The organism is Mesorhizobium sp. M4A.F.Ca.ET.022.05.2.1 (genome assembly GCF_003998845.1).
Lineage (GTDB): Bacteria > Pseudomonadota > Alphaproteobacteria > Rhizobiales > Rhizobiaceae > Mesorhizobium.
On record NZ_RZOJ01000130.1, the window covers coordinates 1 to 14,062 of the forward strand.

The 14,062-nt window shown below is 62.9% G+C and carries 17 protein-coding genes and 1 pseudogene; 14 read left to right on the top strand and 4 right to left on the bottom strand.

From position 1 onward, the window contains the following. The first annotated feature begins 441 nt into the window (after positions 1-441). The gene (locus EN745_RS16145) at positions 442-708 is read left to right on the top strand and encodes a PepSY domain-containing protein (protein ID WP_126054521.1); all 267 of its coding nucleotides are present in this window, start codon (positions 442-444) and stop codon (positions 706-708) included. Between the two features lie 187 nt (positions 709-895). Continuing rightward, on the top strand, positions 896-1,333 hold the full coding sequence (locus tag EN745_RS16150) for a hypothetical protein (RefSeq protein WP_189347859.1): 438 nt from the start codon (positions 896-898) through the stop codon (positions 1,331-1,333). A 1-nt stretch (position 1,334) separates the two neighbouring features. On the opposite strand, the gene EN745_RS16155 is transcribed toward EN745_RS16150, so the two are convergent. Further along, positions 1,335-3,206 carry a murein L,D-transpeptidase gene (locus tag EN745_RS16155; RefSeq protein WP_127421741.1) on the bottom strand — a complete coding sequence of 624 codons (1,872 nt, stop codon included), beginning with the start codon at positions 3,204-3,206 and terminating at the stop codon, positions 1,335-1,337. A gap of 402 nt (positions 3,207-3,608) precedes the next feature. Here EN745_RS16155 and EN745_RS37630 point away from each other — a divergent pair. Further along, positions 3,609-3,862, top strand: a pseudogene (locus EN745_RS37630) (rhodanese-like domain-containing protein). A gap of 7 nt (positions 3,863-3,869) precedes the next feature. Here EN745_RS37630 and EN745_RS16165 read toward each other — a convergent pair. Next, positions 3,870-4,781, bottom strand: a complete 912-nt coding sequence (locus EN745_RS16165; protein ID WP_127421742.1) for an alpha/beta fold hydrolase — start codon at positions 4,779-4,781, stop codon at positions 3,870-3,872. A gap of 47 nt (positions 4,782-4,828) precedes the next feature. On the opposite strand from EN745_RS16165, the gene EN745_RS16170 reads away from it, so the two are divergent. Then, positions 4,829-5,281 (top strand): MarR family transcriptional regulator, encoded by a 453-nt coding sequence (locus EN745_RS16170; RefSeq protein WP_127421743.1) that lies wholly within the window; start codon positions 4,829-4,831, stop codon positions 5,279-5,281. 134 nt (positions 5,282-5,415) lie between these two features. On the opposite strand, the gene EN745_RS16175 is transcribed toward EN745_RS16170, so the two are convergent. Both EN745_RS16175 and EN745_RS16180 read right to left on the bottom strand, forming a co-directional pair. Further along, the gene (locus EN745_RS16175; RefSeq protein ID WP_127421744.1) at positions 5,416-6,027 is read right to left on the bottom strand and encodes a pyridoxamine 5'-phosphate oxidase family protein; all 612 of its coding nucleotides are present in this window, start codon (positions 6,025-6,027) and stop codon (positions 5,416-5,418) included. A 73-nt stretch (positions 6,028-6,100) separates the two neighbouring features. Further along, on the bottom strand, positions 6,101-6,454 hold the full coding sequence (locus EN745_RS16180; protein ID WP_126054514.1) for a DUF971 domain-containing protein: 354 nt from the start codon (positions 6,452-6,454) through the stop codon (positions 6,101-6,103). Between the two features lie 210 nt (positions 6,455-6,664). Between EN745_RS16180 and moaA the strand changes: the two genes are divergently transcribed. The 10 genes from moaA to EN745_RS16230 all read left to right on the top strand — a co-directional run. Further along, positions 6,665-7,660, top strand: coding sequence for a GTP 3',8-cyclase MoaA (gene moaA / locus EN745_RS16185; protein ID WP_127421745.1), 996 nt, complete (start codon positions 6,665-6,667; stop codon positions 7,658-7,660). A 53-nt stretch (positions 7,661-7,713) separates the two neighbouring features. After that, complete coding sequence (locus tag EN745_RS16190) at positions 7,714-8,187, top strand: hypothetical protein (RefSeq protein WP_127421746.1); 474 nt, start codon at positions 7,714-7,716, stop codon at positions 8,185-8,187. Positions 8,188-8,308: 121 nt separating this feature from the next. Continuing rightward, positions 8,309-8,665, top strand: coding sequence for a hypothetical protein (locus tag EN745_RS16195; RefSeq protein WP_127407849.1), 357 nt, complete (start codon positions 8,309-8,311; stop codon positions 8,663-8,665). Positions 8,666-8,786: 121 nt separating this feature from the next. After that, positions 8,787-9,707, top strand: coding sequence for a DMT family transporter (locus EN745_RS16200; RefSeq protein ID WP_127407245.1), 921 nt, complete (start codon positions 8,787-8,789; stop codon positions 9,705-9,707). A gap of 56 nt (positions 9,708-9,763) precedes the next feature. Beyond that, positions 9,764-10,390 (top strand): molybdenum cofactor guanylyltransferase MobA, encoded by a 627-nt coding sequence (gene mobA, locus EN745_RS16205; RefSeq protein ID WP_126054509.1) that lies wholly within the window; start codon positions 9,764-9,766, stop codon positions 10,388-10,390. Continuing rightward, a complete protein-coding gene (mobB, locus tag EN745_RS16210) occupies positions 10,387-10,896 on the top strand; it encodes a molybdopterin-guanine dinucleotide biosynthesis protein B (RefSeq protein ID WP_126054508.1) in 510 nt (169 codons plus the stop codon). Before mobA ends, mobB begins: the two co-directional genes overlap by 4 nt. 211 nt (positions 10,897-11,107) lie before the next feature. Then, on the top strand, positions 11,108-11,890 hold the full coding sequence (locus EN745_RS16215) for an ABC transporter substrate-binding protein (RefSeq protein ID WP_126054507.1): 783 nt from the start codon (positions 11,108-11,110) through the stop codon (positions 11,888-11,890). A 122-nt stretch (positions 11,891-12,012) separates the two neighbouring features. Continuing rightward, complete coding sequence (locus EN745_RS16220) at positions 12,013-12,726, top strand: ABC transporter permease (RefSeq protein ID WP_126054506.1); 714 nt, start codon at positions 12,013-12,015, stop codon at positions 12,724-12,726. Then, positions 12,723-13,553: an ABC transporter permease gene (locus tag EN745_RS16225; RefSeq protein WP_126054505.1), complete on the top strand. Its 831-nt coding sequence runs from the start codon at positions 12,723-12,725 to the stop codon at positions 13,551-13,553. The genes EN745_RS16220 and EN745_RS16225 overlap by 4 nt, the downstream gene beginning before the upstream one ends. A gap of 113 nt (positions 13,554-13,666) precedes the next feature. Beyond that, the coding region (locus tag EN745_RS16230) for an NAD(P)-dependent oxidoreductase (protein ID WP_145992045.1) at positions 13,667-14,062 on the top strand (396 nt) is incomplete at its 3' end.

The window sequence follows — 14,062 nt, forward strand, 5'->3', positions numbered from 1 at the left end:
GGTGTAGTTCCGTTCAGCCATGGTCGAAGCCCCCGGTCCCTGCTTGCGGTCCAGCACAGGCGACTTCCGCTTTGTTGAACACTTCACCGTTTGCCGACGAAAGATCGTCGGCAGGCTCGGCGCGCCGTTGCCACCCTGTTATGTTAGCAAGTCTAACAGGGTCTTCGCAAAAGCTCTACTACGATCCGCTAATTGAACGCAGCGCGCGGCCGCTTGCATGGTTAGCCGTTTGTTACTCAGGTTGTGCATTGTTAGCTCGCCCTTTCGTATTGGAATTACTGAATTTTCTCTATTTCAGCTGGGCCGAATGCACATGGCTCCGTCGTCACCCGCAGTCGCCAGGCCGCCCCTGGAACAGGCGTTGTACTCCACTGGCGGAACCAACAGGGACGCGGGCGAGTTCTTTACGGCATCCATGCCAGCACGAGATGAGGGGCAATCATGCGCACTGTTGTTTTGACGACCGGCCTTGCGGTTCTTCTCCTCGGCGGACCCGCCTTCGCGGCCGATGAAAGGCCGCTGCCGCCATCGAACGCCAAGAAGCTGTCGGAGATCATCGCCAAGGTCGAGCAACGTCCTGACTTCCGCTATGTGAAGGAGGTTGGCTGGGACAGCGGTGTCTACACCGTTACCTACTATACGACCGACAAGGCGAAGGTCGAAATCTCCTACGACCCGGTGACCGCAGAACCGAGCGAGACCAGATAGGACGCTGCGCCGCCACCATTCGACCATTCCGCACCGCGCACTCTCTGCGGATCGCGGCGGACCGGCGATGCCTGTCGTCGCCTCGCCTCCCCTTGCACAAAACCGGCTTTGATGGCTGACTGCTGCTCCACGGATGCGGGCACGGGGGTGCAGGGCAGTGGTAAAACACGTATTGAAGCGCGTCCTGATGATGCTTGCCGGCTATCTGGTGGCCGTTCTCGTCGGGCTGATCGCAGTAGCGGCGATCTATGGGATACTCAGTTCGCTGCCCAACGCGCCGGCCTATTTCGACCTCATGGGCATCAGCCCGATCGCCGTGCTGCTGGTGCCGCCGCTCGGCATGTTCGTCTACTTCCTGACGATCATCCTGACGTGGATGCAGACCCTCGCCTTCGCCTTGATCGCGGAGTTTTTCTCGTTGCGCAGCTTCCTGCTGCACATGGTCTTCGGCGCCATTGCGGCGGCCGCGGGTTTCACGCTGATCTGGCCGGACGCGCCTGAGAGTCCCGAGCGCTGGGCCGACACTGGGATCATCGCCGCCGCCGGCCTGGTCGCCGGCCTGATCTATTGGCTGATCGCCGGGCGCGACGCCGGCTTCAGACGCCCGCTCTTCGAGCGCGCCTGAGCTAGCTCGCCGGAGAGCGCACCGCCTCGGTCGCGTCCAGCGCCTGCATCAGCCTCGTGTCACGGTCGTAGACGTCGTTGAAATACTCGACATTGCCGGACATGTCGGGCCAGGCGGTGAAATAGGCGACATAGACAGGGATGGTGCGGGTCACCTTTTCGGTCGAATGACCGTGCTTCAACTTCTCGGCGATGTAGTCGACCGAGGTGCCGAGCACCGCCGCCGCCATGCCGCGCGGATCCTGCAAGCGCACGCAGCCATGGCTGAGCGCGCGCATGTCGCGCTCGAAGAAGGATTTCTGCGGCGTGTCATGCATGTAGATGGCGTGCTTGTTGGGGAACAGGATCTTCAGCTCACCCAACGCATTGGCCTCGCTCGGCTGCTGGCGCACGCTGTAGGGGATGTTGGCGCCGTAGGCGCCCCAATTGACCGCCGATGACGGCACGCGCCGCCCGCTCGAATCCGTCACTTCATAGCCGGCACGGTCGAGATAGCCCGGATCGTTGCGCAGCCTGGGCAGCATCTCGTTGACGATGATCGATTGCGGCACCCCCCAATAGGGATGGAAATCGACCTGTTCGATCTGGTCGTAGAAGAAAGCCGTCTGGTTGGTAACCTTGCCGACGACCGCGCGGGTTTTCAGCTTCTCCTCGCCATTGTCGATATAGGCGGCGGTGAAGGCCGGCTGGTTGATGAAGACACGCGGGCTGCCGAGATCGGACGGCAGCCAGCGCAACTCTTCCAGCGCGACCTCGACCTTGGTGATCTTGTCGGCCTTGGAAGTTCCGGCGAGCGACGCCCCCGTGCGCGGACCGATCACGCCGTCACCCTTCATGCCGGCCCGCTTCTGCACCGCCTTGATGACAGGCACCAGCTCGGGATCGTAGAGCTCGCTCTTGCCCAGCCTGGCAAGGACCTCGCCATAGTCGCCGCCCATCTCGTCATCTAGGTTGCGCGCGATCAGCGTCAGGAGCTTGGGCAGTTCGGGACTGCTCTCGCCTGGCTTCAGCAACAGCTTGGGGTCGACGACGATCTCGTTTTCCTCGCTGGCCTGCAGCGCTTCCAGCTCGACGCGCAGCGCCTGATACTCCGCGTTCTGCGGATGGCGCGATTCCAGATAGGTGCGAACCTCCTGCGTGTGCGCAAGCGTCTTCAGCACGCCGTCCATATCCAGTGGCTTGGCCGGGAAATCATAGTAGCCGGTCATCCGGTTGGGATCGACGCGGCCGCTCTGGGCATCATGGGCATAGCGCAGCACGCGCGCCGACAGCGCCATCTCGAAGCGGACGAGTTCCTTCAGGCGCTCGTCCGCGCTGGCCGAGGATGATGCGGCCGGAACGTCGACCGAGTAGTCGGCTGGCGTCAGGCCATAGCTCGCCGCCTCGCCTAGCACCCGCACCGCGTCCTGCGCACGGCTGTTGGGGGTGGTTCCGGTCACCCAGATGAAATCCGGATTGGCCGAGTAGTAGGCGATCAGCGCCTTGGCGATGTCGGGCTCAGCATAAAGTTCGTAGTCACCCAGTCCGGCGATCGCTTCGCGGAAGGCATCGCTGGCGACAGATGGCACGAAGGCGGCGTCCTGCGCCGCCACAGTCGCCGGCGCCGGCACCAACGCTGAAAAGTTGACGCGCACGAGACGGTCGGCCTTGTAGGTGTAGTAGGACGGGCTGCTGATCCTGGAGCCACCGCCGGCTGGCACCTTGCTGGGTCTCGGCTTGGGCGGCGGCGGGAATTCGCCTTGCGGGTTATGCCGGACGCCGCCACCGAACAGCATGTCGAACAGGCCTTGCGCGTTCGCCTGCGGGGCGCCGAGAGCCAGCGTCGCGGCAACCGCAAGCGGCATCACGCAGGCCGTGTTTCCGAAAATTTTCATGATCACCCGCTCCGGTTGTGAACCGGCTCCCGTTCCGCGCCGCTAGACGGTCACGCCCACCGCATGGCGGATGTAAGGCGCGATTATACCGATTCATACTGATTTCGTTAAGCTTCCATAAATTTCGGCGCCGCTGTTGCAGAACAGTTTCACAAGTTGGTGACAGTCTTGGGCGAAGCGGCTTCGGCCCATGGCGGTTGCATCAGGCGTCGGCGCCGGCGTTGGTGGTCCACATGGTGCTTGCGACGAATCGGCACTTCGTGCCCTGCCCGCCGGATGGCCACGTTGGCTGGCGCGCCAGGGTGGCGTGGCTAGCCATGGCCGGCACCAACGCCGCGTGACAAATGCCAGCCCTTGTGCTGGAAATCTGGTGGGCAAGCCACGGTCGGGAGGAATGCGCCGGTGAAAAAAGGCTATCGCGAGTTGCTCGACGAGGCGAACGCCGAGATCGAGGTGGTGTCGCCGGAGGAAGCGGCGGGGCTAATCGAGGACGAGGACACGATCTTCGTCGACCTGCGCGATCCGCGCGAGGTCGAGCGCGACGGCAAGATCCCCGGCGCCAGGCATGTCACGCGCGGCATGCTGGAATTCTGCACACCGCCTGGAAGGCGGCCGGACTGCCGGTCGAGCCGGGGCAGAAGAAGAAGGCCGACTGACAGCGCTTCAATGCATCAACGTCGAGTCGCGGTGCTCGGCCGCGAAGCGGACGGCGCGTTCGACCACGCCCTTGTCGGCGAGGATGCGGCGGTGGCCGAGCCCGTCGACCCAATGCAGGCTGACATGATCGCCGGCGCCGGCATAGCGCGTGGCATGGTCGGCAGAGACTTCGCGGTCGTCGGGCGCATGGATGACCAGCGTCGGCACCAGCGCTTCCGCGAGCTGGCGGTCGCCGGTGAATTCGCCGAGCGGTCGGCCGGAGAGTTTTTCGACGCGATCGGCCATGGCGACCTGCGAGCGCGGGCCGACATTGAGCATGCGGCTGAAGTCGGCGAAGATCGCCGGCAGTGAGCTCGGCGCCGCGATCAGCACCAAGCCTTCGGCCGCGATAGGCTGGATGCCCCTGACCGAACCGGCGACGGCGTTGGCGGCGACGGCGCCGCCGAAGGAATGGCCGACGATAACCTTGAACGGACCGAACCATTCGCCGGCGGCTCTTGCCGCCTCGACCGCGTTGACCATGTTCAGACGGCGGCCCTGCGATTGGCCGTGGCCCGGAAGGTCGAGCGAGACAACCTTGTAGCCGGCGCCGCGATATCCTTCGATCAGCGCGCGCATATATTCGGTGCGCGAACGCCAGCCATGGATGACGAGCACGGTGCCGGCCGGCGCCCTGCCCGGCTCGGGCCGGAATTCATGCACCATGACACAGCCCTTCTTCGTCTTCAGCCGATGATGCCGCGCCTCGGCCATGAAGGCCGTGGCCCGCTCGACAGCGCGGCGCTCGCCGTCGCTCAGCGCCTTGACGTTCGGCGTGCGGCAGAACAGTTCGAACGCGGCGCGACCGCTGAGGCGAGGCGCCACATGCTCGGCCGCGCCGAACACGCCCCGGATGACCTTCAGACCAAATGATGCCATAGTGTCGATCCATCCATTCGTTCAAGCATGAACATAATAGTTCAAACATGAACATTAAACAAGACCTGCCCTGGGACAACCCGCGCTTTCGCAACTGGGTCGCGGTGGCGCGCGCCTGCCATGTGGTGGAGCGCACGCTGGCGGTGAAACTGGCGCCGTTGGATCTCAAGCCGGCACAGCTCGACGTGCTGATGAACCTCTACCGCCATCCCGGCATGTCGCAGCATGAACTTGCCCGCAAGCTCTTGGTCGGGCGCTCCAACATCACCATGCTCTTGCCGCAGCTGGAGACCCGCGGCCTGCTGCGCCGCGAGGGCGACGAGAAGGACAAGCGCGTGCTCAGGCTAAGCCTGACCGTGGAAGGCGAAGCCCTGCTGATGCAGGCGCTAAAGGTTCACATGGCGCTGATCGAGAAGGCGATGAGCCAGTCGACTGCGGAGCAGTGCGACATGATCGGTGAGCAGATGCGCAAGATCGCCGATGTGCTGAAGGAAGCATAAGCGCCGGCGCACCGAGATGCAGGTCAGGATGCGCCGAAGATGATGGCCTCCGATAACCGGAGCGAAGCGTACTTAACGTGCGTGAGCACAGGAAGCGCAGGAGGCCGCCATTTGCACGCCAGCCTCACCTGAATCTACCACATCGTCTTCTTTGCCCGCTCGGGCCATTCCCTGTCGTAGGTTTCGCCGTCGATGTTTTTCCGGCTGGTGATTTCCAGTATTTGGCCGGGCGTCGGCAGCGCTTTCGGATCGACATGCTTCGCCGGGTTCCACAGCTCCGACCGGACGATGGCGCGGGCGCATTGGAAATAGACCGAATCGACGGCAATCACGGTGACCGAACGTGCAGGTTTGCCGTCGACGCTGAAGGAGGCGCAGAGCCCGGCGTCGGTGGTGATGTGAGCCCTGCCATTGACGCGCAGCGTGGTGCCCGATCCGGGCACCAGGAACAAGAGGCCGACGCGAGGGTCGCGGATGATGTTCTTCAGCGAATCGGCGCGGTTGTTGCCGCGGCGGTCAGGCATCATCAGCGTCTGTTGGTCGTGGATGCGCACGAAGCCGGCGAGATCGCCGCGCGGCGAGCAGTCGAGCCCCTCCGGCCCGGCGGTCGCCAGTGCCGCGAAGGGCGAGGCCTCGATGAAGGCGGCGTATTCGGGGATGATGTGGTCGAGTTCCTTGACGATCGAGGCTTCGCCTGGAGCCCCATAGAGCGCTTCGAGCTGTTCGACGGTTGTGACGACCGACATCTTTTTGTCTCCAAACCTTTACCGGCGCTACTCCACATCCATGACGCCTTGACGACAGTGCGGATGACACGGCCTAACGGTCGCGGCCGAGCCCCTTCTCCGCCAGCTCGGCGAGATAGGCGCTCCAGCGCGCCTCCTTCTCGTGACCCAGCGTGTGCAGGTAGTTCCACGTGAATATCCCAGTGTCGTGGAAATCGTCGAAGGTGATGCGCACCGCATAGTTGCCGACCGGCTCTATCTTGAGGATGGCGACATTGCGCTTGCCGGGGACGGTCACACGCTGCTCCGGCGAATGGCCCTGCACTTCCGCCGAGGGCGACAGCACGCGCAGCAGCTCGGCCGGCAATTCGAACGGCTGGTGGTCCGCAAAGGTGACGGTAAGCAGCTTGCGGTCCTTCGAGACCCGGAGTTCCTTCGGCGCGGTCATGCGGATCGTTCCTGCGTCGTTTCAACCCTTCCCTACGCTGCTTCGCCGCAGGCGAAAAGGCCATTGGAGCGCAGCCGACATGCAATGTCGGCCGGGGAATGTTACCAAAGATCGAGAGCGGCTATCTTGAATGAAGCAGCGGATCGTATCACATAGCCATATATAACGCTTGCAGCGCCGCTGCTCGAGGTCACGGGAAATGCTTGCAACATGGATATGATCGATCCCTTCGGTCGAACGATCAGCTATCTCAGGGTGTCGGTCACCGACCGCTGCGATTTCCGCTGCACCTATTGCATGGCCGAGGATATGACCTTCCTGCCCAAGAAGGATCTCCTGTCGCTGGAAGAGCTCGACCGGCTCTGCACCGTCTTCATCGAGAAGGGTGTGCGGAAACTGCGTCTCACCGGCGGCGAACCGCTGGTGCGCAAGAACATCATGCATCTGGTGCGCCAGTTGTCGCGCCATCTGAAGAGCGGCGCGCTGGAAGAACTGACGCTGACCACCAACGGCTCGCAGCTGTCGCGCTTTGCCGCGGAACTCGCCGATTGCGGGGTCAGGCGCATCAATGTCTCGCTGGACACGCTCGACGCCGACAAGTTCCACCAGATCACCCGCTGGGGCCATCTCGGCAAGGTCATGGAAGGCATCGACGCCGCGCAGGCGGCGGGGCTGAAGGTCAAGCTCAACGCCGTGGCGCTGAAGGATTTCAATGACCTGGAGCTGCCTGAGATGCTGCGCTGGGCGCATGGCCGCGGCATGGACCTCACCGTCATCGAAACCATGCCGATGGGCGAGATCGACGCCGACCGCACCGACCAGTATCTGCCGTTGTCCCTGCTCAGGGCCTCACTCGAGCGTCAGTTCACGCTGAACGACATCCCCTACAAGACCGGCGGGCCGGCCCGCTATGTCCATGTCGCCGAGACCGGCGGCAGGCTCGGCTTCATCACCCCGATGACGCATAATTTCTGCGAAAGCTGCAACCGCGTCAGGCTGACCTGCACCGGCACGCTCTATATGTGCCTCGGTCAGGAAGACGCCGCCGACTTGCGCGCGCCGTTGCGTGCGTCCGAAGGCAACGAACTGGTCTCCGCGGCAATCGACGAGGCGATCGGGCGCAAGCCCAAGGGCCATGACTTCATCATCGACCGCCGCACCAGCCGGCCGGCGGTGTCCCGGCATATGAGCGTCACCGGCGGCTGACCTTTTCCGCCATTTGAGGCAAGGATCGCCTCCGTCATTGGCTGGAGACTGGCTTGAAGCACCTTTTCCCGACCCTGGCCATCGCGGCGTTGAGCATCGCAGCGGCAGCCAGCGCCGCGCCGTTCACCTACACCAATCAGCGCTTTGGCACCGTCTGCACCTTTCCGGACGAGATCTTCAGCATTCGCGAGCCCGAGCCGGAGAATGGCGACGGGCAGCAATGGAGCGCGCCCGACGGAGCCAGCCTGATCTGCTCTGGCATCCTCAACGTCGATGACGACACGCCGAAAGGCTTTGTCTCCGCCGAGAAGGCCAGCGCCGAGCCAGGCTACAAGATCACCTACAGCAAGGCCGGCAAGGACTGGGCGGTGCTGTCCGGCATCAAGGACGGCAAGATCTTCTACGAGCGGCGCCTGTTCGGAAAGGACGGCGTCATCCGCACGGTCTGGATCGAGTATCCGCAAGCTCTGAAATCGAAATACGATCCGCTTGTTGGCGTCATTGCCGGAAGCCTCAAGGGGCCGTGAGCATTTTGCGCCACACCGCGAAATAATCCTCGCCCGCCAAAGGGCGGCCGATTTACCGACTCGATGTTCCAGCCTAGCCTTCCAGTGGACGTGATTTTTTCACTCACAGGGGGAATGCAACATGCGCAAATTCATTCTTGCTCTTGCAATGCTCGGCTTTGCGGCGGCACCGGCGGCGGCGCAGTCGATCGGCGGCAACTATACGGTCGCAGGCACCAATTTCGACGGCTCCGCCTATGGCGGCGAAGCGACTATCACGCTGACCAGCGAGACGACCTGCACCATCCATTGGGAAACCGGCGGTTCGTCGTCCGACGGCATCTGCATGCGCAACGACAATGCTTTCTCCGCCGGCTATGTGATGGGCAAAGAGATCGGCCTCGTCGTCTATAAGGTCGAGGGAGACGGCTCGCTGCACGGCCTCTGGACCATCGCCGGCAAGGAAGGAAGCGGCACCGAAGTGCTGACGCCGAAGTAAGTCCTTTCGCCTTCGCGCGGAACTTTGCGGGCCACGGCGAAAGGCTGTGGCCCAGTGCTTTGACGTTGCTGTTTTGCGGCTCGCTGATAGAGGCTGATCCAAAGCACAACCGGTGACGCCTTTGCCCCTTTCGCCAAATCTGCGCGGCGCGCTATTCATGATGGTGGCCATGGTCGGCTTTACCCTCAACGACGCGATCACCAAATTCTCCTCCGAATCGATGAACATGGCGCAGGTCATGCTGATCCGGGGGGCCTTCGCCTCGCTGTTCGTCGGCCTGCTTGCCTGGCAGCGCGGCGCGCTGGCCGCACCGCGCTCGATGCTGCAGCCGATGGTGGCGATGCGCGTGGCCGGCGAAGCCGGCGCAACGGTCTCGTTCCTGGTCGCGCTGGCGCATCTGCCGATCGCCAATGTCTCGGCTGTGCTGCAGGCGCTGCCGCTGGCGGTTACGATGGGCGCGGCGCTGTTCTTCAACGAAGGCGTCGGCTGGCGGCGCTGGCTGGCGATAGCGGTCGGTTTTGCCGGCGTGCTGGTCATCGTGCGGCCGGGCTTCGAAGGCTTCAGCGTCTATTCGCTGCTGGCGCTGACGAGCGTCGCCTGCTGCGCGGTGCGCGATCTCGCCACAAGGCGCATCCCGCAGGCGATCCCGACGCTGTTGGTGTCGACCGCCACGGCACTGGCCATGACAGTGCTGGGCGCTGCGCTGCTTGCGCCGATGGGCGGCTGGACGCCGATGAGCGGCAAGGCCACGGCGCTGCTGGCGCTGGCGGCAGTGCTGGTGCTGATCGGCTACCAATTTATCATCATGGCGATGCGCTCCGGCGACATCTCCTTCATTGCGCCGTTCCGCTACACCGCCCTGCTCTGGTCGATCCTGCTCGGCCTCGTCATCTTCGGCGATGTCCCCGACCTGCCGATGATCGTCGGCGCCGCCATCATCGTCGGCTCCGGCCTCTACGCGCTCTACCGCGAGCGCATCGTCGGCCGACGGCAGACCGCCGCCGAAAGCGCTGGACCTGACATGGCGCCGGACGGCATATAGGCCAGCCCCAAGGATCGCCGAGACTTTGCGATCCGGCAGCTAGAAGACAGCGCACGATGGACCAGAACATAGCGGGCATCATCCTGGCCGGCGGCCAGTCACGGCGCATGGGCGGCGGCGACAAGACCCTGCTTGTGCTCGGCGGCCGCAGCCTGCTCGACCACGTCGTGGCGCGCCTCGTTCCACAGGTCGGGCCGCTGGCGCTGAGCGCCAACGGCGATCCGGCGCGCTTCGCCCGGTTCGGGCTGCCGGTGCTTGCCGATACGGTGGAAGGCCACGCCGGGCCGCTTGCCGGGATACTGACCGGCATCGAGTGGGCGTCGATCGCCTGCGATGCCGTCGTCACTGTCGCCGGCGACACGCCTTTTTTCCCGAAAGATCTGATCGAGCGGCTGGCTACGGCCGCCGCCACAAAGCCCGGAGCGATCACTGTCGCCAGCTCCGGCGGCAGGCGGCATCCGACATTTGCGCTCTGGCCGCTTGGCCTGCATGACGCCTTGCGCCGGTTCCTGGTCGACGAGGACAACCGGCGGGTCTCCGCCTTCATCGACCGGCACGACGTCGTCGACGTGGAGTTTCCAATGATGGCGTCGGGCGGGCAGCAGATCGACCCGTTCTTCAACATCAACATGCCGGACGATCTTGCGATCGCCGAGCGACTGCTGCAGAGCATCGAGGAATGAACAGGCGCGTTTTTGGCATCACCGGCTGGAAGAACTCCGGCAAGACGACACTGACCGAGAAGCTGGTCGCCGAATTGGTGCGGCGCGGCTGGACGGTCTCGACGGTCAAGCACGCCCATCATGATTTCGACATCGACAAGCCTGGCGCGGACTCCTTTCGCCACCGCGAGGCCGGCGCCACCGAGGTCGCGGTCGTATCGGGCCGACGCTGGGCGCTGATGCACGAATTGCGCGATGAGGATGAGCCGACGCTGGAGGCGATCCTGGCGCGGCTGGCGCTATCCGACATCGTGCTGGTCGAAGGCTACAAGCGCGAGGCGCACAAGAAGATCGAGACGCGCCGCCTTGAGGCCAAGGACAGGACGCCGCTGTCAGTCAATGATCCAAACATCGTCGCCATCGCCGCGGACTTCGCTGCCGAAGGCGGGAGCCTGCCGGTCTTCGATCTCGACGACGTCAAATCGATAGCCGACTTCGTCGAAAGCGTCTCGGGCTTGGGGCGCTGAGCGCGCCGGCGAAACAGCTTTCAGCCGCCGCTAAACTTGTTCCCGACCTCTAACCTTGCGTCATCTTTGGCCGGGAATGCAAATCCCCAGAGCCATTGTTTTGCAGTTGCTTTTTTCGGGGAAAGAGTGGGAGTATCGCCACCAGCGGGCGGTCAAAAGCACCGCTCACAGAGCCGCATGGAACAGCGGCCGGATACATGAGAGGATTATCATGCGTATTGCACTGCGTATTGCGCTCGCCGCTTCGGCCGCGCTGCTGACGCTTGGCGTTGCCCAGGCTCAGGAAAAGACCCTGCGAATCGGCACTGAAGGCGCCTATCCGCCCTTCAACAATCTGACCGCCGACGGCCAGCTCGTTGGTTTCGACGTCGATATCGCCAAGGCGCTCTGCGACGAGATGAAGGTCAAGTGCACCTTCGTCGCCCAGGACTGGGACGGCATCATCCCGGCGCTGCAGGCCGGCAAGTTCGACGCCATCATCGCCTCGATGTCGATCACGCCCGAGCGCGCCGAAAAGGTCGATTTCACCCACAAATACTACAACACACCGCCGGCGATCGTCGCGCCGAAAGACAGCGACATCAAGGGCGTGAACAAGGAAGACCTGGCCGGCAAGACGATCGGCGTGCAGGCCGCGACCACGCATTTCAACTACGCGAGCAAGACTTACACCGACAGCACGGTCAAGCCCTATCCGACCGCGCAGGAATACCAGCTCGATCTCGCCAATGGCCGCCTCGATGCCGCTAATGACGACATCGTCGTGCTGCAGCAGTGGCTGGATTCGCCTGACGGCGCCTGCTGCAAGCTGGTCGGGGCGATCAAGCCGGTGGTCGAGATCCATGGTCCGGGCGCCGGCATTGCCGTGCGCAAGGGCGAGACCGACCTGGTCAACAAGTTCAATGCCGCGATCGACGCCATTCGGGCCAACGGAAAATACAAGGAAATCAACGACAAGTACTTCAAGTTCGACGTCTACGGCGGCGATTCCTGATCCGCCAGGGTTGACGACAGGAACGGCGGGATTTTTCCCCCGTTCCTGCAAATGCAGGTCGGGCGCGAGGGGTGCTGCGGCATGGCTCTCAAAAGAGCGAATGTGGGAGAATAGGCGAGCGGATGCTGAGCGTATGGACGCTTCTCAGTTGGGGACCCGATGGCTGGCTTGACGACATCGTCTCTGGTGCTGCTGTCACGGTTCTTCTGGCCCTCGCAACGCTTCCAATCGGATTGACGATCGGCTTTTTTGTAGCGCTGGGAAAACAATCCGAGGAACCCTCGCTGCGCATTGCCGCCAACATCTACACGACGATCTTCCGTGGATTGCCCGAACTGGTGACGCTGTTTCTGTTTTTTTTCGGCGGCCCGCTGATCCTGCAATATCTCATCAGACTGGTAAGGCCCGAGGCGACAATCGATGTTAACGCCTTCGTCGCTGGCATGATCGTGCTTGCCATCATCTTTTCGGCTTACGCCAGCGAGGTTTTCCTTTCAGCGTTCCGGGCCATCCCAAAGGGCCAATATGAGGGTGGCTACGCAGTTGGCCTTTCATACGGGCAAACGATGCGCAAAGTGATTTTGCCGCAACTGGTTCGCATCGCCTTTCCGGGCCTGGAGAATTGCTGGCTGAGCCTGCTCAAGGACACGTCGCTGGTGTCAGTGGTCGGTTTGGCAGAAACGCTCCGTCAAGCTGGCGTGGCCGCACGCGTCACCAAACACACATTCCTGTTCTTCAGTGTGGCCGCCGTGGTATTTCTTATCTTGGCGGTCATTTCATCCCTCGCCACCGGCGCCATACAGCGCTCGCTTGCCCAGCGGGAGGTACGGCGATGAGCGTTGCGGCCGACGCCAAAAGCGTTGTGGAACGGCCTCCCCCGCGAGCACGTGGCTGGCCGCGCTCCCGAATTGTCGGCTACGTGCTGATAGGCCTCTGGATTGCCGCTGGCGGCGGCATTGTCGCCTATCTGGCTCTCGCCTGGAACAGCGAACTCTTTGCCAAGTACGGCCCTAGCTACCTACAAGGGCTGGGTGTGACGCTTTCGCTGGTTGGCATTTCGATTGTCCTTGGCGCCATACTGTCACTTCCGGTCGCCTATGCGCGCATGTCGAAGAACCGCATCCTGTCCGGTCTTGCCTATTGTTACGTCTATTTCTTTCGCGGAACGCCGCTGCTCGTGCAGACCTTTCTGGTCTATTACGGGGTCGGCTCGTTCAAACCACAACTCGAAATGGTTGGGCTGTGGGGCTTTTTCCGTGAGGCGTTCAACTGTGGCGTCTTTGCATTTGCCCTCAACACGGCCGCCTATCAGGCCGAAATCCTGCGCGGCGCCATCGAAAGCGTGCCGAAAGGCCAATGGGAGGGTGCTGCTTCACTCGGCCTGCACAAATTGCAGACGTTGTGGAAGATCATCCTGCCGCAGGCAATGGTGGTCGCGCTGCGGCCGTATGGCAACGAGCTTATCCTGATGATCAAAGCGTCCGCGATCGTCGCCATCATCACCGTGTACGACCTGATGGGCATGGCAAAACTGACCTACTCCCGCACCTTCGATATTCAGGCCTATATCTGGGTCGCCGTCGTGTATCTGGTGATGGTCGAGGTGCTGCGTCACGCGATCGAATGGATCGAACGCCGGATCACCATTCACCTTAAGCGCTGACCGAAACCGCCTTTCTGCACCAGTCGTTGGAGCGTCCCCGCGTCTTGACGTATTCGCCGCATGGCCTAGAGCTTGCGCCAGCAAAATCTGGTTCCCGTTTGGAAGGCAAGCCCATGGCATTGGTGGCATTTCTCGGTCTTGGCGTCATGGGTTATCCGATGGCCGGGCACCTCAGGAGCAAGGGCGGCCACGACGTCACCGTCTACAACCGCACTGTTGCCAAGGCCGTGCAATGGGTCGGCCAGCATGGCGGCCACTTCGCGGCGACGCCGGCGGAAGCCGCCGAAGGCAAGGACTTCGTCTTCTCCTGCGTCGGCAATGACGACGATCTACGCTCGGTGACGATTGGCGCCGACGGCGCTTTCCAATCGATGAAGAAGGGCGCGGTCTATATCGACAACACCACTGCCTCCGCCGAAGTCGCCCGCGAGCTTTCGGAGAAGGCGCAGGCGCTCGGGTTCTCCTTCCTCGATGCGCCGGTTTCCGGCGGCCAGGCCGGCGCTGAGAAC